General features: G+C 65.4%; 17 protein-coding genes. 11 read left to right on the forward strand and 6 right to left on the reverse strand.

Going from position 1 to position 17,658, the window contains the following annotated elements:
• The first annotated feature begins 29 nt into the window (after nucleotides 1-29).
• The 3 genes from HB860_RS14715 to HB860_RS14725 all read left to right on the forward strand — a co-directional run bounded on the left by HB860_RS14715 (nucleotide 30) and on the right by HB860_RS14725 (nucleotide 4,927).
• Complete coding sequence (locus HB860_RS14715; RefSeq protein ID WP_247627127.1) at nucleotides 30-1,961, forward strand: methyl-accepting chemotaxis protein; 1,932 nt, start codon at nucleotides 30-32, stop codon at nucleotides 1,959-1,961.
• Nucleotides 1,962-2,580: 619 nt separating this feature from the next.
• A complete protein-coding gene (locus HB860_RS14720; protein ID WP_139439698.1) occupies nucleotides 2,581-3,981 on the forward strand; it encodes an OprD family outer membrane porin in 1,401 nt (466 codons plus the stop codon).
• Between the two features lie 115 nt (nucleotides 3,982-4,096).
• Nucleotides 4,097-4,927 carry an SDR family oxidoreductase gene (locus HB860_RS14725; protein ID WP_247627128.1) on the forward strand — a complete coding sequence of 277 codons (831 nt, stop codon included), beginning with the start codon at nucleotides 4,097-4,099 and terminating at the stop codon, nucleotides 4,925-4,927.
• Between the two features lie 42 nt (nucleotides 4,928-4,969).
• Here the strand turns inward: HB860_RS14725 and HB860_RS14730 are convergent, their stop codons facing one another.
• On the reverse strand, nucleotides 4,970-5,302 hold the full coding sequence (locus HB860_RS14730; RefSeq protein WP_139439700.1) for a DUF1904 family protein: 333 nt from the start codon (nucleotides 5,300-5,302) through the stop codon (nucleotides 4,970-4,972).
• A gap of 70 nt (nucleotides 5,303-5,372) precedes the next feature.
• On the opposite strand from HB860_RS14730, the gene HB860_RS14735 reads away from it, so the two are divergent.
• The 7 genes from HB860_RS14735 to HB860_RS14765 all read left to right on the forward strand — a co-directional run bounded on the left by HB860_RS14735 (nucleotide 5,373) and on the right by HB860_RS14765 (nucleotide 11,518).
• Nucleotides 5,373-6,254: a TraB/GumN family protein gene (locus HB860_RS14735; protein ID WP_247627129.1), complete on the forward strand. Its 882-nt coding sequence runs from the start codon at nucleotides 5,373-5,375 to the stop codon at nucleotides 6,252-6,254.
• A gap of 167 nt (nucleotides 6,255-6,421) precedes the next feature.
• Nucleotides 6,422-6,571 carry a DUF3149 domain-containing protein gene (locus HB860_RS14740; protein ID WP_081805766.1) on the forward strand — a complete coding sequence of 50 codons (150 nt, stop codon included), beginning with the start codon at nucleotides 6,422-6,424 and terminating at the stop codon, nucleotides 6,569-6,571.
• Nucleotides 6,572-6,677: 106 nt separating this feature from the next.
• The gene (smrA, locus tag HB860_RS14745) at nucleotides 6,678-7,259 is read left to right on the forward strand and encodes a DNA endonuclease SmrA (protein ID WP_247627130.1); all 582 of its coding nucleotides are present in this window, start codon (nucleotides 6,678-6,680) and stop codon (nucleotides 7,257-7,259) included.
• Between the two features lie 106 nt (nucleotides 7,260-7,365).
• Complete coding sequence (locus tag HB860_RS14750) at nucleotides 7,366-8,844, forward strand: carboxypeptidase M32 (protein ID WP_247627131.1); 1,479 nt, start codon at nucleotides 7,366-7,368, stop codon at nucleotides 8,842-8,844.
• Between the two features lie 140 nt (nucleotides 8,845-8,984).
• Nucleotides 8,985-10,505, forward strand: coding sequence for an AlkA N-terminal domain-containing protein (locus tag HB860_RS14755; RefSeq protein WP_247627132.1), 1,521 nt, complete (start codon nucleotides 8,985-8,987; stop codon nucleotides 10,503-10,505).
• Nucleotides 10,502-10,978: a methylated-DNA--[protein]-cysteine S-methyltransferase gene (locus tag HB860_RS14760; protein ID WP_247627133.1), complete on the forward strand. Its 477-nt coding sequence runs from the start codon at nucleotides 10,502-10,504 to the stop codon at nucleotides 10,976-10,978. Before HB860_RS14755 ends, HB860_RS14760 begins: the two co-directional genes overlap by 4 nt.
• A 123-nt stretch (nucleotides 10,979-11,101) precedes the next feature.
• The gene (locus HB860_RS14765) at nucleotides 11,102-11,518 is read left to right on the forward strand and encodes a cupin domain-containing protein (protein WP_139439706.1); all 417 of its coding nucleotides are present in this window, start codon (nucleotides 11,102-11,104) and stop codon (nucleotides 11,516-11,518) included.
• 52 nt (nucleotides 11,519-11,570) lie between these two features.
• Here the strand turns inward: HB860_RS14765 and HB860_RS14770 are convergent, their stop codons facing one another.
• The 5 genes from HB860_RS14770 to HB860_RS14790 all read right to left on the reverse strand — a co-directional run bounded on the left by HB860_RS14770 (nucleotide 11,571) and on the right by HB860_RS14790 (nucleotide 16,075).
• Entirely contained in the window at nucleotides 11,571-11,828 is a 258-nt protein-coding gene (locus HB860_RS14770) for a DUF1272 domain-containing protein (protein ID WP_247627134.1), read from the reverse strand.
• A 44-nt stretch (nucleotides 11,829-11,872) separates the two neighbouring features.
• Complete coding sequence (locus HB860_RS14775) at nucleotides 11,873-12,202, reverse strand: DHCW motif cupin fold protein (RefSeq protein ID WP_247627135.1); 330 nt, start codon at nucleotides 12,200-12,202, stop codon at nucleotides 11,873-11,875.
• 122 nt (nucleotides 12,203-12,324) lie between these two features.
• Nucleotides 12,325-14,172 carry a peptidase U32 family protein gene (locus tag HB860_RS14780; protein ID WP_247627136.1) on the reverse strand — a complete coding sequence of 616 codons (1,848 nt, stop codon included), beginning with the start codon at nucleotides 14,170-14,172 and terminating at the stop codon, nucleotides 12,325-12,327.
• Between the two features lie 209 nt (nucleotides 14,173-14,381).
• On the reverse strand, nucleotides 14,382-14,993 hold the full coding sequence (locus HB860_RS14785; RefSeq protein ID WP_205641156.1) for a LysE family translocator: 612 nt from the start codon (nucleotides 14,991-14,993) through the stop codon (nucleotides 14,382-14,384).
• 128 nt (nucleotides 14,994-15,121) lie between these two features.
• Entirely contained in the window at nucleotides 15,122-16,075 is a 954-nt protein-coding gene (locus HB860_RS14790; RefSeq protein WP_247627137.1) for a LysR family transcriptional regulator, read from the reverse strand.
• Between the two features lie 201 nt (nucleotides 16,076-16,276).
• Here HB860_RS14790 and HB860_RS14795 point away from each other — a divergent pair, with 201 nt between their 5' ends.
• Complete coding sequence (locus HB860_RS14795; RefSeq protein WP_247627138.1) at nucleotides 16,277-17,365, forward strand: ketoacyl-ACP synthase III; 1,089 nt, start codon at nucleotides 16,277-16,279, stop codon at nucleotides 17,363-17,365.
• The last annotated feature ends 293 nt before the right edge of the window (nucleotides 17,366-17,658 follow it).

Raw genomic sequence — 17,658 nt, forward strand, 5'->3', positions numbered from 1 at the left:
CCATTGCGTGCTTCTAGCAGGACTCAGATGTGAAAATTGCCCATTATGCCTCCCTCTCCTCCCTCGTACTGCTGCTGGTGGCCGGCGTTCAGGCCACCGCCCTCTATCACGGCTGGCAGCAGTTCAATCGGGCCGAACAGGCCCAGCGCCAGCAGGAGCGCCTGCAACAACAACTGAGCGGTCCCCTGCAGGGGGCCCTTCGCGACTACCTCGGCAGCGGCGATCCCCTGCGCCTGGCCGAGGCCCAGGGGGTGCGCCAGCAGGCGCTCGCGCTGCTGGCGCAGCTGGACGGGCAGCAAGCCGACCCGCTGCGCGCCCGGCTCGAGCAGATGGGGGCACGCATCGAGGGGGACTATCTGGCGGCGGGCAAGCTCTCCGGCAACAGCCAGTGGCTGCTGCAAAACGCCGAGAACGAGCTGAGCACCCAGGCCCGGGCGCTGCTGCGTTACGGCCAGCAGGGGGCAGACCGGGATCCGGCCAGCGCCGAGGCCTATCGCCAGGGGGCCGCCGACATACTGGCGACCCTGCCCGCCCTCGCCCACCAGCGCCAGAACTACATGGAGCAGGCGAGCGCCAAGCGCCTCGAAGGATTGCAGTTCGAACTCGCCGCCCTGCAAAAGCAGGCGGATTCCCTGGCGGCCCTGCCGAGCCTGAACCTCTTCGAGGAGACCGCCGCCGACGAGTTCACCCTGGGAGAGCCGGTGCGCAAGGAGCTCGGGGAGCTGCCCAAAGCCGAGCTGGTCTCCCTGCTCAAGCGCTACCCCATGGAGCTCGAGAACAGCAGCAAGGGGCTGCAACAGCAGCAACTGGCGCGCAAGATGGTGCAGCAGGACATCACCCAATTGCTGCAGGCCGGCGAGCAGCTGGGTGAGCGGCTCGCCGCCGCCCGCCAGACCATGAACCGGGAGCTCGCCACCGTGCTCGCCTCCCTGGCGCTCTGCCTGGTGGTGGTCGCCCTGCTGTTCGCACTGGTGCAGCGCCGCTGGCTGGTCAGGCCCCTGCTGCGACTGCGGGCGGCCTTCCTGCAGCTCGATGCCACGGGTCAGGCGCAGTTGCTGGCAACGGGGCGCGAGCGCAACGAGCTGGCCGACATAGTCGCGAGCTACAACCGCCTGATCCAGCGTCTGCAACAGGATCAGCAACAGAAGGCGGGCCAGCTCTCCAGCGTCTCCTCCAGCCTGCAGGAGATGGTGGAGCAGGTGCAGGAGATCCATCACAGCACCCGCACCACCGAGCAGGCGGTGGATGAGAGCGATACCATGATGCAGGAGCTCAATCAGCTCGCCAGCGAGGTGCACCAGGTCGCCGCCGAGATAGCGGAGCACGCCCAGCACAACGAGCACTCCATGAGCCAGAGCGAGCAACTGGTGGGGGGCATGCTGGCGGCCACCGCCCAGACCGGGCTTGCCATCGACGAGAGCAGCGGCGCCCTGGCCCAGCTGACCCGCTCGGTGGAGGATGTGACCGCCATCGTCGACGTCATCGGCCACATCTCCCAGCAGACCAACCTGCTGGCCCTCAACGCCGCCATCGAGGCGGCCCGCGCCGGCGAGCAGGGGCGCGGCTTCGCGGTGGTGGCCGACGAGGTGCGCCACCTCTCCGCCGACACCCAGCGCTCCCTCGGCCAGATCACCGAGATCCTGGAGAGCCTCACCCAGGCGGGGGATCAGCTCGCCACCGTGCTGACCCGCATCACGACGGAAGCCGCCGGGCAGCGCCAGCAGGCCGAACAGTTGCGCCAGACCACCCAGACGGTGCGGGAGATGGCGCGCAGCACCGCCGTCATCGCCCTGCAGGGGGCCGACAACGCCAGAAGCCAGGAGCACAGGCTGGCCAGCTTCGCCGCCCTCATCGGCCGCATCAGCCAGCATGCCCGCCAGGGCAGCCGTCTCTCGGTGCAGGTCTCGGAGCACATCCACCACCAGGCCCAGCAGATCCCCCGGATCCTGAGCCAGGCCTGAGTCAGCCGCCCCTCGGCAGGCCCGGCGTCCCTGTGTGCGCCTGGCCTGCACCCTCATAAGTCCTCATTCAAGTCCGCCCCCGCGCGCCCTGCCGGATGCAGTGACCCCTGCCGGGGAGTCGGCTCGACGCCACCCGGCCGGGGGCGCCGACCCGGCAGGGCGGACATCTTTTTTTGTGACACAAAATTATATGTTGCCGTCAGGTTAACAAAGAAAGTTCTGCTTCCACGTCAAGATCCCCCCAGGTAAACGGAAAAAACCACCTGAAAGCGTTCTCATTGCCGACATGAGTGGGCTGGGAGTGCCCACACCAAGAATCATGATTATTTGCACTCGGTCATATTTTTGAAACTTCAAGGGAACTTCCGGTTGATATTTCGCACCGCGAACGTACTCTTGGTGGTGTCCGATCGCCAAGGGTCGGTACATAAAAAACAATGACTGTAAATATACAGATGACCCCTAGCCGATGCGCCAAGGCATTCGGGAACCAGGGGACGACACAGACAAGAATTTTTTGCCCTACGGGGTGTTGATTGCAATGCCAATGCCGAGCGGCGGGCCTCTGCCCGACTGCCGGAAAAAAAAGCTAAGTCCATAAAATCAGGAGCAATAACAAATGGAAAAAGTGATCTTCAAGCGCGCCTCTTTGAGTGCCGCCGTGGTTGCGGCGCTGCTCGCCCCCGGCATGGCATCCGCGGCTCAGGACATGATGAGCCCGGAATACGGCAAGTCCTATGAAGCCTTCATCGACGAAGGCAAGCTGACAGGCGGCCTGTTCTATTTCCAGCGCGAGCGTGATCGCGTCCAGGCCGGTCCGGGTCAGGATGGCAAATACCACTCCAACCTGAGCCATGCCACCACCCAGGCAGCCCTGAACTACAACTCCGGTTATGCCTGGGGCATGGTCGGGCTGGATGTCGGCGGCTTTGGCGCCTATGACCTGGCCGTTGACGAGAGCAACGGGGTCAACGAAGAGAACGAATTCTCCTTCTGGGGCGACCAGTGGGGTTCAGGTGGTGACGGTGTTCCCGAGAATGGCTTCAGCCTCTCCACCGCCGCCCTGAAACTCAAGTTCGGTGACGCTGTCACCGCCAAGGGTGGTTACACCCAGCTCTATGTACCCGGCATCCTCGGCGTCAACTGGTCCTATCAACCCGGTACCTACCGCGGTGGCCAGATCGAAGGCAACTTCGGCGGCCTCTACCTGACCTACGCCATCGCCGATGAGTACAAGGCGCCCTGGTTCAAGAACACCGCCGGCTTCTCCAAGAGCAGCCCCTATGCCAGCGATCCCTTCACCGATGCGAACAAGATCGACTACATCCACGGTCTGGCAGCCCGTTACACCTTTGAAGACGGCACTGCCATCACGGGTGGCTTCGGTCAGTCCGAAGGCTACATGGACAGCTACCACTTCAAGTTGGCTCACAAGTTTGACGTGCTGGGTGGCCTGAACACCAGCTACCAGTTCTACGGTTCCGACACCGAGAACGAAGACTATGACGGTCTGGCATGGCAACAAGCCCTGACCGCAAGCTGGGCAGCCGGTCCCTACTCCTTCCGCCTGGAAGGTCTGTACACCAAGGCCGAAGGGGATCTGGGCAACTACCTGCCCCGTCTGACCCGTGGCTACGGCAACTCCCAGGGTGCGAACGAGATCTGGTGGGATTCCCGCTCAGACTGGAACCACAACGAAGAGAAGGCCGTCTTCTTCGGCACCACTCGTACCTTGGATGATCTGGTCGGTGCTCCGGGCTGGGCCGCGGGTGTCTCCGGTGCCTACGGTTGGGATGCCAACAATGGCGACGGCACCCTGGAGCCGGGCAAAGAGTGGGCCGTCAACTTCGACGTCATGTACACGGTGCAGGATGGCAAGCTGAAGGGCACTCTGTTCAAGCTGCACTACACCGATTACAACAACGAGCAGGACGACAAGGGCAGCTGGTACTACCCGAACATGTTCAGCTCCGAGCATGACGTCAAGTTCCACATCATCATGCCGTTCACCATCATGTAATCAGGCATCTGTACTGATCGAAAACCGGGCCACGTGGCCCGGTTTTGTTTTTGGTGGCGCTCGGGCTACCATGCCATCTTCGGCCCTGTGCTGGCCGCCAATCAGGATGATCTTCATGCCCCACCCCTTCGTGCTTATCACCGGCTGCTCCAGCGGCATCGGCCTCGCCGCCGCCAACGCGCTCGGCGCCCACGGCTTCACCGTGATCGCCTCCGCCCGCAAGGCCGAGGATGTCGCCCAGCTGCAACAGCAGGGTCTGCTGGCGGTGCAACTGGATCTGGCGGACACCGCCAGCATAGAGCGGGGGGCGGCAGAGGCGCTGGCCCTGGCCGGGGGACGCCTGTACGGGCTGTTCAACAACGGCGCCTACGGCCAGCCCGGCGCGCTGGAAGACTTGCCGACGGAGGCGCTCAAGGCGCAGTTCAACACCAATCTGTTTGGCTGGCACCATCTCATTCGTCAGGTGCTGCCGGCCATGCTGGCCGTGGGCGAGGGTCGCATCGTGCAGAACAGCTCCGTGCTTGGCCTGGTGGCCATGAAGTATCGCGGCGCCTACAACGCCAGCAAGTTCGCGCTGGAAGGCTACACCGACACCCTGCGCCTGGAGCTCGAGGGCAGCGGCGTGCACATCAGCCTGATCGAGCCCGGCCCCATCGACACCCGGTTTCGTGCCAATGCCCGCGACGCCTTCGTGCGCCACATAGATCCGGCCCAGAGCCGCCATCAGGGCGCCTATCGCCAGACCCTGACCCGGCTGGAGAAAGAGGGCTCTACCAGCGGCTTCACGCTGCCGAGCGAGGCCTGCATACCGCCGCTGCTGCACGCGCTGCAGAGCAAGCGCCCCAGGCACCGCTACCCGGTCACCCTGCCCACCAGGCTGTTCAGCATACTGCGTCGCCTGTTGCCGAGCCGCTGGCTTGACCGGATCCTCGGCAAGTCGGCCTGATCCCCGGCGGGGGCTGATCCCCGCCTAAGCACCCGCATCTGTTCAGTAGTGCTGGCCGTTGCTGTAGTAGGCGCTCTTGACGATGGGCAGCACCTGCACCACCACATAGGTCTGCTCCCCCAGTACCGCCTTGAGGTGGCGGGTGATGAGGGCGGCGGCGGCATCCTGCATCTCCTGCGGGCGCTCGAACCAGACCAGCTCCACGAAGGGGAAACCGGCCTCGGGCTGGCCGTCTCGTACCCACTGGCTCGGCACGCACTCCAGGGTGACAAACTCCGGCTTGCCGCCGGTCAGGGCGCAGAGATCCGCCAGCAGGGGCGTGCTTATCTGCTGCAGGGTGTCGACAGAAACTGCCCGAAAACGAAGGTGGGGCATGGAAAACCTCTTGGCTGTGACAAATGAGGACTTATCATAGAGCACTGATCCCGCTCACATAAGGTGCCTCATGAGATTCCATCGCACGCTGCTCTCCTTACTGCTTTGGCTGCTGCTGCCGCTGAACGCCTTGGCCGATCCGGCCTTCTATCGCATCAGCAAGGGCAACGAACAGCACTGGCTGCTGGGGTCCATCCACGCGGGCAAACCCTCCCTCTATCCCCTGCCGGATCCCGTGGAGCGCGCCTGGCAGCAGAGCCGGGCCCTGGTGATGGAGGTGGACATGACCCACATCAGCCAGGCGCAGTGGCAGGAGATGGGGGCCATCACCCGGCTGGTGGATGGCAAGACCCTCAAGGATCACCTGCCCATCGACCTCTACCGACGCACCCTGATCGCCGCCGGCCAGAACGGTCTGACCGAGAGCATGCTGGCGCCGCTGCGCCCCTGGTTTGCGGCCATCACCCTGACCCAGGCGGCCCTGGAGCGCACCGGTTATCGCGGTGAATTCGGAGTGGATCAGCACTTCGCCAGGCGGGCGAACGACGGCGGCAAACCCATAGTCGGGCTGGAGACCCTGCTGGAGCAGCTCGGCTATCTCGCGAGCGTCGGTGACAACCAGACCCTGATGCTGGAGAGCACCCTGGATGAGTTGCCCGAGCTCAAGACCGGTTTCGATGGGGTGATGAAGGCATGGCAGGAGGGCGATCAGGCCACCCTGATCAACCTGCTCAAGGAGGAGATGGCGCCACCCAAGCTGCAAGCCTGGCTGGAGCAGACCCTGCTGGCGGAGCGCAACCGCAACTGGGTCAAGAAGTGGCCCGGCCTGCCAGACGAGAGCTTTATCGTGGTAGGGGCCCTGCACCTTTACGGCGAGCAGGGCCTGCTTGCGCTGCTGGAGCAGCAGGGCTGGCGCATCACGCCGCTCACCGAACCCGCAGCGGCAAACTAAGTCCGCCAGACCGGCCCCCTGCCGCCTGGCGGGGCGCCAGGTGCGAGGCCGCTCACAGAATGGTTTGCCGATTAAATAACCACAGAGGGACTTGATCGAGATCATCTCACCCCACCCAAAGAGGTATCTATCATGCCTGTCATCGCGCAATGACAGGAGTGGACGAGATGGAATTCTGGATGAACCTGATGTTCGGCAACAGCGTGGGGCTGATGTCCATGCTGGTGATTATCGGCACCTTCCTGCTGATCAGCGCCTATGCGGTCTATTTCATCTACAAGGTGATGCACGCCGAACCGCCGAAAGAGGGTCAATAACCCGGCGCGGCACTAGGTGCGGGCCCCTGAGCCCGCCCCGCCCGCCATTCTAAGCACGGGTCAGGCCCGCTATAATGCCCCCTCATTCTCATGCGGGGAGCCTGCAGTGTCTCATAACGACGAACTCTCACTGTTCCTGCAGGAAGTGGCCGACGTGCGGCCGCTGCGCAGCGACCACATAGCCCCCAGCGCGGGCAACAGCCTGCCGACCGAGGCGCAACTCGCGCGCCGGGAAGCCGCCACCGCCGAACAGCTCAATCTGGATCAGCTCGGCATGGAGGCGGTCGAGATGCTGGATCCCCACGACATCGTTGGCTTCAAGCGCGACGGCGTGCAGGAGGGGGTCTACAAGAAGCTGCGGCTCGGCAAGTACGAGCTGCAAGGCTCCCTCGATCTGCACCACAAGACCATCAAGGAGGCGCGAGCCGCCCTGGTGCAGTTCATCCAGGAGTGCGAGGTGCGGGACATCCGCTGCCTGCTGATCCTGCACGGCAAGGGGGAGCGCAGCACCCCACGCGCCCTGCTCAAGAGCCATGTCAGCGCCTGGCTGCCGCAACTGCCTGCGGTGATGGCCATCCACAGCGCCGAGCGTCGCCACGGCGGCAGCGGCGCGCTCTATGTGCTGCTGCGAAAGAGCGAGCGCAAGAAGGCCGAAAACCGCGAACGTCACCAGAAGCGCCTCGGCTGACCGCCTGAGGGTGGCCCCCGCCCGCGGCTCAGTGCTAGCATCGGGCAGCCCCGATCATGCCAGGTACGGGGTGCATACCATCAGGGACGATAACAAGGACAATCCCATGTCATACCAGAAACTCGAACAACATCAGCAACAACTGCACCGCCTCTCCCACCTGTCCGCCATCTGCGGCTGGGATCAGGCCGCCATGATGCCGGAGGGGGGCAACGAGGCCCGCGCGGAGGCGATGGCGGAGCTCGGCGTGCTGATCCACCACAAACGCACCGCCCCCGAGCTCGGCGACTGGATTGCCAGGGCCGAGAGCGAACCGCTGGACGCGACCCAGCGCGCGAACCTCGCGGAGATCAAGCGCCACTGGCAGGATGCGAGCCTGCTGCCAAGCGAGCTGGTGGAGGCGCTCTCCTTGGCCGGTAGCAAGTGCGAGCACGCCTGGCGCCGCCAGCGCAAGGAGAACGACTGGACGGGCTTTGCACCTAACCTCGAGGAGGTGGTGCGCCTGTCGCGGGAGGTGGCGACCTTGCGCGCCGAGGCGCTCGGGGTGCGCCCCTATGACGCCATGCTGGCGCTGTACGAGCCCGGCATGACGAGTGCGCGGCTGGATCAGATCTTCGGCGATCTGACGAGCTGGCTGCCCGGCCTCATCCAGACCGTGAGCGAGCGGCAGAAGCGCGACGCCATCCTCACCCCGAACGGCCCCTTCCCGGTCGCGACGCAGCAGGCGCTCGGCCAGGAGGTGATGGGGCTGCTCGGCTTTGATTTTGCGCACGGCCGGCTCGACGTGAGCAGCCACCCGTTCTGCGGCGGCGTGCCGACGGACGTGCGCATCACCACGCGCTACAACGAGGACGAGTTCGTCTCCAGCCTGATGGGCATAGTGCACGAGACGGGCCACGCGCGCTACGAGCAGGGCTTGCCGCGCCATCTGCTCGGCCAGCCGGTCGCCGAGGCGCGCTCCATGGGCATTCACGAGAGCCAGAGCCTGTTCTGCGAGATGCAGCTTGGCCATCACCCCGCGTTCCTCGCACTGCTGGCGCCGCGCATTCGCGCGCACTTCGGCGAGCAGGCCGCGCTCGCACCGGCGAACCTCGAGAAGCTGTACAACAGGGTCGAGCCAGGCTTCATCCGCGTCGATGCGGACGAGGTGACGTATCCGGCGCACGTGATACTGCGCTACGAGCTGGAGCGCGATCTCATCGAGGGGCGCATCGAGGTCGCGGACATCCCGGCGCTGTGGGATGCGAAGATGCAGCAGTGGCTCGGCTTGTCCACCAAGGGCAACTACCAGAATGGCTGCATGCAGGACATCCACTGGACGGACGGGTCGTTTGGCTACTTCCCGAGCTACACGCTTGGCGCCATGTATGCGGCGCAGCTGCGCTTCGCGCTGGAACGTGAACTCGGCGACATGGGCACGCTCGTGGCGTCTGGTCGCCTGCCGGAGATCTTTGGCTGGCTCGGTCGCCACATCTGGTCCCAGGGCAGCCTGCACGGCACGGACGAGCTCATTCGTCGCGCGACCGGCGAGGCACTGAATCCGCAGTGGCTGCGCAAGCACCTCGAACAGCGCTACCTGAAATAACCGCTCCCGGGCGCGCCCCTCGTCGCGCCCGCACTTCCCCCTGCCCCACTATTTTTGCTATCCCTGTCCGTTTTTGGCTAGTCACCCCTCTCGCCCCCGCTTAGTCTCTGGGATATGCCCACAGAAATCCGAGTCATGCCATGAACACAGCGCCCCCAGCCCCAACGCCCCAGGACGAGATCATCCCCGGCCTCACGCGCGAGCAGTGCCACGCCGCGCGGCTCGCGCGAGACGCGCGTTTCGACGGCCGCTTCTTCACCGGCGTGCTGTCCACCGGCATCTATTGCCGCCCCATCTGCCCTGCGCGAGCGCCGCACGAGCACAACGTGCAGTATTTTCGCTTCGCGGCAGCGGCGGAGCAGCACGGACTGCGTCCCTGCCTGCGCTGTCGCCCGGAGCTCGCACCGGCGCAGAGCGGCGATCTGCCGACCCTGGTCGCCCAGGTGCTGGCGCGCATCGAGCGCGGCGAGCTCGCGGAGCACAGCCTGGGCGCGCTCGCGGCGCAGGCCGGGATCACTGAGCGCACGCTGCGGCGCCAGTTCGAGCAACACCTCGGCGCCTCGCCAAAGCAGGTGGAGCAGACGCGCCGCCTGCTGCTCGCGAAGCGACTGCTGACGGAGACGCATCTGCCCATCACGGACGTCGCGTTCGCGTCTGGCTTTGCGAGTATTCGCCGCTTCAACGACGCCTGGCACCAGGCGTACGGACTGACGCCGGGCGCCCTGCGCAAGCGGGAGGGCGGTGCCCCGGCGCAGACGCCGCAGGCGAGCCTGCAGTTGCAACTGATGTACCGCCCGCCGTTCGATGCCCAGGCCATGCTCGCGTTCTACCGGCTGCGCGCCATTCCCGGGCTGGAGCAGGTGGATGAGCACGGCTACGAGCGCCGCCACCGGGTCGGCGAGCAGGAGGGGCTGGTTCGCATCGAGCCCCTCGAGGGGGAGAGGCTCAGGCTGACGGTGCAGGATCTGCCGCCGAGTGCGCTGCCGGACATACTGTATCGCGTGCGCCGCATGTGGGATCTCGATGCGGACATGGTGCGCATCGGCGAGCAGCTCGGGCAGGATCCGCTGCTGGCGCGGATACAGGAGCGCTGGCCCGGGGTGCGGCTGCCGGGGGGCTGGGACGAATACGAGGTGATGCTGCGCGCCATCGTCGGCCAGCAGGTGTCGGTCAAGGGGGCCATCACCATCATAGGGCGCCTGGTGGCACGCACCCAGGCGCAATTCGGCACGGCGCAGCTGCCCACCCCGGCCCAGCTGTGCGCGCTGGATCTGGGCGGCATCGGCATGCCGGGCAGCCGTATCCGCACGCTGCAGGGGCTGGCCGCGGCGCTCGCGGGCGGCGCGCTCACCCTGGGCGGCGCGAGTGATGCGCAACTGCTCGCGCTGCCGGGCATAGGCCCCTGGACTGTCGCTTACTGGCGGCTGCGCTGCGGGCTGGACACAAACGCCTTCCCCGCCTCGGATCTCGTGCTGCAAAAGGCGCTGGGGGGCGGCACCAAGCTGCCGGTGAAGGAAGTGGAAGCGCGCAGCGCCCCCTGGCAGCCGTGGCGCGCCTATGCCGCGAGCTGGCTGTGGCACGCCATGAGCGAGCAGCCCGCGCTGCTGACAGACCCGGTACGGGCGCACCCGGACAACGAACCCAAGGAGACAACCCCATGATCCGCTACGACATTATGCCCACCCGCTGCGGCGATCTGCTGGTCGCCATCGATGAGCAGGGGCTGGTACACGTGGACTTCGTGGCAGGGCTGCGGCCGCTGCCCGACATGCGCGACTGGCGGCAGGACGGCGAGGCGCTCACCCCCTTCCTCGCCGAGTTTAGGGACTACTTCGCGGGCCGGTTGCAGCGCTTCACGCTGCCGCTCGCGGCGCGGGGCACGGCGTTTCAGCAAGCGGTGTGGCAGGCGCTGTGCGACATCCCCTATGGAGAGACCCGCAGCTACGGCGACATCGCCCGCGCCATCGGCAAGCCGAGCGCGAGCCGCGCCGTCGGGGCCGCAAACGGTCGCAACCCGCTGTCGATCATAGTGCCCTGCCATCGCGTCATCGGCCAAAGCGGCAGCCTGACCGGCTATGCGGGGGGCCTGCCCATCAAGCAGGCGCTGCTGCGCCTTGAGGGCATCACCACCTGAGCCCCTCGCCGCCGCAGCGTCGGCAAGGCATCACCGACTGCCCAGACCCTATGCTTGGAGAGGCGAGACCCTGACGGCCTCGCCCCATTGAACGGGTCGTTCAACTCGCAAAGGAGAGTGCAGATGAAACTCATGCATGCCGTCGTCCTCTCGCTATCGGCTCTGCTGCTGGTCGGCGTCCCCGCCCGGGCCGAGTCGACCGTGGTGATGACCAAGGCCGATCTCAAGTGGAAGGACATGGGCAACGGCATCGCCGCCGCACCGGTATCCGGTGACATGGCCACGGGGCAGAGCCGGTTCTTCCTGAAATACCCGGCTGGGCTGGTGACGCCGAACCATCATCACGACACGGATCACTATGTGACCCTGGTGTCGGGCGCCATTACCCTGACGGTCGCAGGCAAGGAGTACTCCCTCGGTCCCGGCGATTACTTCGCCCTGACCGACAAGCAGCCCCATGTGGCCAAGGTGGAAGGCAGCGAGGATGCGGTCTTCTTTATCCAGGCCGATGGCCCCTGGAACGTGGTGATGGAGAAATAACCGGTGTGATCCTGGGCGGGGCCCCCGGCCCCGCCCAAGAGGAAGGAGGACCCTAGCGCCCCTTGCTCAGGGTCGCCTTGAGACTCGGATTGAAGACGCGCTTGAGGGAGGCGGGGTTGTTCGCCAGCTTGGCCGCCGGGCGGCGCGGGCGCTTGACCAGCTCGCCGCCGCAGTTGGGGCAGACAAGGTGCAGATACTGATCGTTGCACTCGGCACAGAAGGTGCACTCGAAGGAGCAGATATAGGCCGTCGCCGTGTCGGCGGGCAGATCCCGGTCACAGCATTCACAGTTGGGTCTGAGTTCAAGCATGGGCATGCTCCTGAAGCACAAGGGGAAACGGGAGAGCGCGCGGCTCAGTCGACGATAAAGAGGCGGGCGCCCAGTTCGGTGTAAGAGCGATGGGGCTCGGCGTTGTCCGCCACCTGATAGCTCATGCCCGGCGTCAGGGTGAAGACCCGGCCATCCTGCAACTCGGTGTGCAGCTCCCCCTCGAGACAGAGCAGCACGTGGCCCTTGCTGCACCAGTGATCCGCCAGATAGCCGGGGGAGTACTCCACCATCCGCACCCGCAGCGCCCCGAACTGCTGGGTGTGCCAGCGGGCGACGCCGCGCTCCCCCTGGTGTTCGGTCGGCGAGATGTCGGCCCAGCGGGTCGTGCAAAACGGCAGTGCATTGATGTTCATGACAGCTCCTTTGTCAGCAGAGGAAGGCTTGGGAAGGCGGCTCACCACGGGACATCCGTGACAAGGCAGCGCCCCATACTGCCATCAAATCCGCCCCCGCCCTATGCCCACACGGGCAGCCATCACCCCTTGAGACTGCCCATCACCTGCATCTCGCAGCGGTGGCAGTCAAAGCGCAGGCGGAAAGTATCCTTGCCCATCTTGAGCTCCAGCGGCTCGGCCTTGAGACCGGGCACCTCCTTCGGGCAGAGCTGCTGGCTGTAGCGGATGCAGTGTTTGGTGATCATCAGCACCACTTCCCCCTGCTCCTTGTTCGCCTCATAGGCGGGGGCGATGCGCCCCACCCCGTGTTCGCGAAAGAACTGCTCCGCCGCGCTGTTCAGCACGTTGCCGAGGTAGGAAAGCCGGTGTTGGGGATAGGTGACGTCGCTCAGGGGGATGCGCCGCTCGGGTCGCCGGTAGGCGGCCAGACGGGCCGCCTCCAGGGCGGCGATGCCGTCCCGGCGCAAGCCGTTGAGCTGGGATGCGGCAATGAACAGGGGAGAAGTGAATACCAACTCAATCCGGCGCGCCACAAACAGGGTGTTGCCGAGTTTTGCGAGCTGGTCCCGCGCCTGTTGCAGCGCCCGCGCCGGGTTGTCGGCCGGCTGCTTGTCGCAGGGGAGCGTGACGGAGGCGCCGATACCCTGCTCGTCGACCAGTTCGAGTCGCAATCCCTCGTCGCACTCGACGAGCTCCATGTCCACCCAGATGCGGCGATCCGCGCTCGCCTTTTCGAGCTGCTTGCTGAATGCCTGATCGTGGTTGCGGAAGATCTCGGTGCCCACCTTCAGCCCCGGCATGCGCTCCGACAGCAGTAACTGCTTGCCCTCCACCTTGTTCAGGCGCATCCCCACCAGCTCGCCCCCCGGCTTGAAGAAGCCGAGGCCGTCGCCGTTGTTGAGACTCACGGGCTTGCCGTCGATCTCGATGCCGTCGCGGGTCACCCTGCTGACGCGGCCCAGGGGTTCACCGACATATTTCGGGCTCCTGGTGGCGTCTATCCCCGGCTGGCGGCCGTGGAGGAAGTAGTCGGTGCTGCCCCGGTTGAAGCTCTTCTTCGGATCCGGTGTGAAGCCGTAGCTGCAACGACCGGCGGAAGCAGCCACCAGATCGGGGCGGCGCTCCAGGATGGCGTCCAGCTTCTGGCGATACCAGGCGGTGACATTCTTGACGTAGTCGAGCCCCTTGAGGCGCCCCTCGATCTTGAAAGAGCGGATGCCCGCGGCAATGAGCGCCTCCAGGTTCGCGCTCTGATCCATGTCCTTGAGGGACAACAGGTGGCTGTTCTCCACCAGCACCTCCGCCCCTGGGGTTTGCAGGGAGCAGGGCAGCCGGCAGAGCTGGGCGCACTCGCCACGGTTCGCGCTGCGCCCGGTGCGGGCGTGGCTGATGTTGCACTGGCCGCTGTAGGAGACGCACAGGGCCCCGTGGATAAAGAACTCCAGCTGCACCTGGGTCTGCTCGCTGATGGCACGGATCTGCTCGAGGGAGAGTTCGCGGGCCAGCACCACCTGGGAGAAGCCCACGTCCTGCAGAAACTTCACCTTCTCCGGCGTGCGGTTGTCGGTCTGGGTGCTGGCGTGCAGCGCTATGGGAGGGAGGTCGAGCGCCAGCAGCCCCATGTCCTGCACGATCAGCGCATCGGCCCCGGCTTCGTAGATCTGATGGGTCAGGCGCCGGGCCTGCTCCAGCTCGTGGTCGTGCAGCAAGGTGTTGAAGGCGACGAACACCTGGGCGCCGAAGCGGTGGGCGTGGCGCGCCAGCGCTTCGATGTCCTCGATGCTGTTGCCCGCCGCGCTGCGGGCACCGAAGGCGGGGCCGCCCATGTAGACGGCATCGGCGCCATGGTTGATGGCTTCGATGCCATAGGCGAGGTTCCTGGCCGGGGCCAGCAGCTCGAGGCGGTTAGTCTGGGTGTGATGCTGCATGGGTCTGATCTGAAGGCGGACGAGAAATGCCCGTCACTCTAGCGAGACCGGGCGCCCTTCGCCTTGATCCCGCTTAAGATCACCGCAGAATGCAGGATTGACCCGGTACAAGGACAAGCACATCTGGCTGCCCCTCATCCCCAGCCCTTCTCCCGCCAGGGGAGAAGGGGGCAGAGAGGGTGCCGACTACGCTGGCACCCGACGCGGGTCTAGATCACCACCTTGAGCGCCAATCCCAGCAGTACCAGGCCGCTCACCTTGTCGATCACGAAGGATTTGGCCTTGAGCCAGGCCAGCACAGGCCCGCGGGAGAGCACCAGGGCCACCAGCACGTACCAGAGCGCGTCTATGCCGCCGGCGGTCAGCATCATGATGCTCCCCTCGCGCCAGCCGGTATCGGCGTGCACGAACTGGCTGAACAGGGCGATGAAGAAGATGGCGAGCTGGGGGTTCAAGAAGGCCACCATAAAGCCTTCGAACGCCCCCTGACGGCCACGGGCACCGTGCACCGTCTCGTCGGCAGCGTCGCCACTGGCGGGCTTGGCCAGCAACGCCTTGATCCCGAGCCAGGCGAGGAAGGCGGCGCCGCCGTAACGAATAAGATCAAACAGCAGCGGGGTCTGGGTGATCAGCAGCGAGAGACCCAGCGCCGTGATCAGGGCATAGATCCCCACCCCCAGGCCGTGGCCGAGCGCCGTGGCCACCCCGTGGCCCTGCCCCCCCTGCACCGTATTGCGGATGATCAGCGCCAGGCTGGGCCCCGGACTGATGGCCCCCATCACGCAAATGGCGGCGAGCGCCAGCCAACTCGTCATTTCCATACCCTTTCCTTCTCTCTAGTCGAATGTCTCTACCTGGGATCAGGGTAGGAGGCGGCCAGCTATGCCAGAAGTGAAAGTTATGAATAGAGTCCATAGCCAACGGCTATAGGCTGGCATAACAAACTGTCCTAGCGGAGGTGGTCCGTCTTCAGATCCAGCTGCTTGCGGCTCTCCCCCAGGGTGCGCTGCAGGTGATCCCGCAGGAAGGGGTAGGCCAGCTCGCGAAACCAGCGGTGGGCCGGATCCAGGTGGTGGCGCTGGTGCCACAGCAGATGATACTGCTGGACCCGGGTGGCGAAGGGCAGATCGCAAAAACTCAAGGCATGCTCCCGGGAGAGCTGCCAGGCGATGTGGGCCGGGGTGGTCATCAGGCAGTCGGTGCGCAGCAGCACCTCCACCGCCGCCTGGAAGAAGGGTACCCGGGCGAACCAGCGGCGGGAGAGCCCCTGGGGGGCCAGCACCTGCTCCACCGGGCTGTCCTTGTCGCCGCCGCCGCTCACCTGCAGATGAGGCCAGGCGAGGTAGTCATCCAGGCTGGGCGCCGTGCCCGAGAGCGGGTGGTGACGCCCCATCAGCATCACCAGCCTGTCCTCCCCCTGATGCAGGCCGCGGATCTGATCCGGCACCAGCTCGGTGATGGTGGAGACCAGATCCAGCTCGGACTGCCACAGCTGCGGCAGCTGGCGCTTGTCCCACAGGCTGAACTCCAGCGCCGCCAGGGGGGCGGCTCTGGCCAGGGCCGCGCAGATGTCGGGCAGGATATGCTGGGCCACGTAGTCGGAAGAGGCGAGCCGGAACACCCGCTCGCAGCGCTCGGGAGCAAACTCGGGCGCCGCATAGAGCCGCTCCAGGGCACCGAGGGAATCGGCAAGCGCCGCCGCCAGGCTCTCGGCCCGCGGCGTCAGCAGCCAGCGCTGCCCCTCCCGCACCAGCAGCTCGTCACCAAACTCGCTGCGAAGCTGGCCGAGCTGCTTGCTGATGGAGGGCTGGCTCAGATGCAGCAGCTCCGCCGCCCGGCTGATGTTGCGGGTCTCCAGCAGCACCTTGAGGGTGGGCAAGAGGTTGAGATTCGCTTTGTGCACTGACAACACCTCGGGAAGGGAGAGCCTGGGTCGGCTCTCATCTTAAGACAAGGAGAAGCGGGAATTTAAGCAAAATCACCACCTTGTTCCCTCTGCGCCCCCTTGCGCTCCCCTCCCCGCGGGATGACACTGGAAAGCCTGTACGACATAATTGCGCACTTTTCCGCCCGCGGGCGATCCACAACAAGAAGCGATAACAAGATGAAATACGCCAATATCACCGGCTGGGGCAAATGCCTCCCCCCCGCAGTGCTGACCAACGATGATCTCAGCACCATCATGGATACCTCGGATGAGTGGATCTATCCGCGTACCGGCATCAAGGCCCGCCGGGTCTCCCACGTCAGCACCCAGGAACTCGCCACCCTGGCCGCCCGCCGCGCCCTGGCCTGCGCCGGTCTGGACGCCGGTGAACTCGATGGCATCATACTGGCCACCGCCACCCCGGGCACGCTGGTCCCGAACTGTGCCTCTGCCGTGCAGCAGGCCCTTGGCGCCCACAAGGCGGCGGTGTTCGACCTCAATGCCGCCTGTACCGGCTTCGTCTACGCGCTCTCGGTCGCCACCTCCCTGGTGCAGACCGGCATGATGCAGAAGGTGCTGGTGATAGGCGCCGAGCGTCTCATCCAGTTGCTGGACTGGGCCAAGCGCGACACCGCAGTGCTGTTTGGCGACGGCGCCGGCGCCGTGGTGATAGAGGCGAGCGAGCAGAAGAGCGGCCTGATTGCCAGCAAGCTCGGCTGTGACAGCGAGGCGCGGGAGATACTGCACGTGCCGAACTTCGGGACGGATCGGGTGCGTTTCGCCGACATCGACGGTCTGTTCACCTTCAACTTCGAGGGGCAGGAGATCTTCAAGCGCGCTGTGCGCGGCATGGGCGAGGCCACAGGTGCCGTGCTGGCCCAGGCCGGCATAGCCCCCGAGCAGGTCGACCTCATAGTCCCGCACCAGGCCAACGTGCGCATCATTGAGACCCTGGCCAAGCGGATGAACGCCCCCATGGAGAAGGTGATGGTCAATATCGAGCAATACGGCAATACCTCGGCCGCCACCGTGCCCATCGCCCTGTGCGAGGCGCTGGAGCAGGGCCGTGTCAAGCCAGGCAGCCACCTGCTGACCGCCGCCTTCGGAGCCGGCCTGACCTGGGGCGCCGCCCTCATCAAATGGGGCCCTCGCGTCACCCCGCTAGGCCAATGCGACGAGGAGCTGCCCCCCTGCGAGCAGAGCGCCCTCGAGCTCATCGCCCACGCGGTTCAGGGCTGCCAGCAGGCGCGCACCTCAGACGCCTGAGCCTCGCCACAACCCCCCTCTCCCGCATAAAAAAGAGGAGCCCATCGTGGCTCCTCTGTCCATGCTCTCCCTGCCGGCCCCCTCGGACATCGGCATAAAAGTCATTGAGAAGCGTGAATTTTGAGCGAAACATATCAAAAAATAACCAGTTGACACTTTTTTGTCGTCAGAATGCGGCCAAGGGGTTCACAACCTTGCCGGATCTGGTAGTATGCGGCCTCGCACTTGGGGAGGGGTTCCCGAGCGGCCAAAGGGATCAGACTGTAAATCTGACGGCTCTGCCTTCGAAGGTT

It is taken from the genome of Aeromonas genomosp. paramedia, assembly GCF_023093515.1.
Taxonomy (GTDB): domain Bacteria; phylum Pseudomonadota; class Gammaproteobacteria; order Enterobacterales; family Aeromonadaceae; genus Aeromonas.

What these genes read in the sequence shown, in the direction of transcription:
- HB860_RS14795 (WP_247627138.1), top strand. Translation starts at nt 16,277, where the DNA reads ATGAAATACGCCAATATCACCGGCTGGGGCAAATGCCTCCCCCCCGCA.
- HB860_RS14775 (WP_247627135.1), bottom strand. Translation starts at nt 12,202, where the DNA reads ATGAACATCAATGCACTGCCGTTTTGCACGACCCGCTGGGCCGACATC.
- HB860_RS14780 (WP_247627136.1), bottom strand. Translation starts at nt 14,172, where the DNA reads ATGCAGCATCACACCCAGACTAACCGCCTCGAGCTGCTGGCCCCGGCC.
- HB860_RS14750 (WP_247627131.1), top strand. Translation starts at nt 7,366, where the DNA reads ATGTCATACCAGAAACTCGAACAACATCAGCAACAACTGCACCGCCTC.
- HB860_RS14720 (WP_139439698.1), top strand. Translation starts at nt 2,581, where the DNA reads ATGGAAAAAGTGATCTTCAAGCGCGCCTCTTTGAGTGCCGCCGTGGTT.
- HB860_RS14755 (WP_247627132.1), top strand. Translation starts at nt 8,985, where the DNA reads ATGAACACAGCGCCCCCAGCCCCAACGCCCCAGGACGAGATCATCCCC.
- HB860_RS14770 (WP_247627134.1), bottom strand. Translation starts at nt 11,828, where the DNA reads ATGCTTGAACTCAGACCCAACTGTGAATGCTGTGACCGGGATCTGCCC.
- HB860_RS14760 (WP_247627133.1), top strand. Translation starts at nt 10,502, where the DNA reads ATGATCCGCTACGACATTATGCCCACCCGCTGCGGCGATCTGCTGGTC.
- HB860_RS14725 (WP_247627128.1), top strand. Translation starts at nt 4,097, where the DNA reads ATGCCCCACCCCTTCGTGCTTATCACCGGCTGCTCCAGCGGCATCGGC.
- HB860_RS14785 (WP_205641156.1), bottom strand. Translation starts at nt 14,993, where the DNA reads ATGGAAATGACGAGTTGGCTGGCGCTCGCCGCCATTTGCGTGATGGGG.
- HB860_RS14740 (WP_081805766.1), top strand. Translation starts at nt 6,422, where the DNA reads ATGGAATTCTGGATGAACCTGATGTTCGGCAACAGCGTGGGGCTGATG.
- HB860_RS14765 (WP_139439706.1), top strand. Translation starts at nt 11,102, where the DNA reads ATGAAACTCATGCATGCCGTCGTCCTCTCGCTATCGGCTCTGCTGCTG.
- HB860_RS14735 (WP_247627129.1), top strand. Translation starts at nt 5,373, where the DNA reads ATGAGATTCCATCGCACGCTGCTCTCCTTACTGCTTTGGCTGCTGCTG.
- HB860_RS14730 (WP_139439700.1), bottom strand. Translation starts at nt 5,302, where the DNA reads ATGCCCCACCTTCGTTTTCGGGCAGTTTCTGTCGACACCCTGCAGCAG.